This window comes from Actinoplanes sp. NPDC048791, from assembly GCF_040650095.1.
Lineage (GTDB): Bacteria > Actinomycetota > Actinomycetes > Mycobacteriales > Micromonosporaceae > Actinoplanes.
Map to the genome: position 1 here is coordinate 1 of NZ_JBEZGQ010001593.1, position 1,336 is coordinate 1,336.

3 protein-coding genes are annotated in these 1,336 nt (G+C 74.0%); all 3 read left to right on the forward strand.

Annotated features, from left to right (window positions below):
- The coding region (locus AB0C29_RS48785) for an AbfB domain-containing protein (protein ID WP_360835239.1) at window positions 1–465 on the forward strand (465 nt) is incomplete at its 5' end.
- Window positions 466–508: 43 nt separating this feature from the next.
- A complete protein-coding gene (locus AB0C29_RS48790) occupies window positions 509–1,030 on the forward strand; it encodes a hypothetical protein (RefSeq protein ID WP_360835241.1) in 522 nt (173 codons plus the stop codon).
- A 54-nt stretch (window positions 1,031–1,084) separates the two neighbouring features.
- A partial coding sequence (locus tag AB0C29_RS48795) for a hypothetical protein (RefSeq protein WP_360835243.1) occupies window positions 1,085–1,336 on the forward strand: 252 nt, incomplete at its 3' end.

The following is a 1,336-nucleotide window of genomic DNA, read 5'->3' on the forward strand; positions in this document are numbered from 1 at the left end:
ACGCGAACCCGGCCTGAGACAGCACCGGTCGCCGCGCTGCGGGCTGGCTCCGCGGTCAGCCTCGAGGTCGCCGACGCCCCCGGCTACCGGGTCCGCCACCGCGACTTCCGGGGCCGGACCGACCGCATCGGAACGGGCAGCTCCGCGCTGGAGCGGGCCGACGCCCGGTTCGTCGTCCGGCCCGGCCTGGCCGACGGTTCCTGCGTGTCGTTCGAGTCGAGCAACTACCCCGGCTCGTTCCTGCGGCACCGCGACTTCCGGATCCGGCTGGACCGGGCGGACCGCACCCGGCTGTTCGCCCGGGACGCCACGTTCTGCCCCGTGACCAGCAGCCGCGCCGGCGTCGTCGCACTGCGTTCGCACAACTACCCGGACAGGTTCCTCACCGAGGACGGTTCGCTGCTCGGCCTGACGCCCGCGACGACCGGCACGGCGACCCGGTTCGTCGTCCGCCCCCCGCTCTGATCACCCGTTCGCGCGGCACGGCGAACGGGAGAGGAATGAGGCAATGCCCCCACCCACCGACGGCGAACCGTCGAGCAGTCTGCAGGCCATCGCGATGTGGGCGGAGAAGGTCCACGGCGCCCGGGACATCCGGGAGCTGTGGGTGCCGCTCGACACCGACCTGCGCACGACCATCGCCCAGAGTTTTCTGCTCGGCATGAACCAGCCGCCCGACGACGACCGGGCCGCGGCCCTGGCGGCCCGCGACTCCGCCGACCCCTGGTTCGCCGACATGCTCCAGGTGTGCGCCCGCCACTGGCGGCGGTTCTACGCGTTCCTCGCCGCCGGCGTGCCCACGGCCAGCCGCTCGCAGCCCGTCGGCGCCGACATGGAGCTGACCGTGGTGCCCACGCTGGCCCACTCCGGCGCGCCCGACCGCGGACCGTCGGCCACGAGCCAGGCGTTCATCACCCGGCTGAGCCCCGACCGCGGCTGGCTCATCGCGGCATTGAGTCACAAGCTGCCCGTGCCGGGCTGGCCGCCGACCGAGTGGACCGTCCCGCACCTGCGCAAGCGCCGGCCCTAGCGGGGGTCGGCCGGATCGCTCAGGTACGCCCGCCGGCGGCCGAAGGTGTCAGCCATGAGCGCGATGCTTTCCGCGGTGCACGGGCCGGACACCGGCGCGCCGTCGCGGGGCCCGGCCGGGATGGGCCGGGAGTCCCTGGCCGCGCTGCTGCTCGACCTGGAACTGCGCACGGCCGACGACTTCCGGTCGGTGGCCGGGCCGGCCCGTCGCGCCGAGCGCACCGCCCGCCGACGCCCAGCTAGTCGACCCGTTCCCGGGGCACTCGTTCAACTTTACTCGCGCTATTTCTCGGCGTCAAATCCGGGT

What these genes read in the sequence shown, in the direction of transcription:
- AB0C29_RS48790 (WP_360835241.1), top strand. Translation starts at nt 509, where the DNA reads ATGCCCCCACCCACCGACGGCGAACCGTCGAGCAGTCTGCAGGCCATC.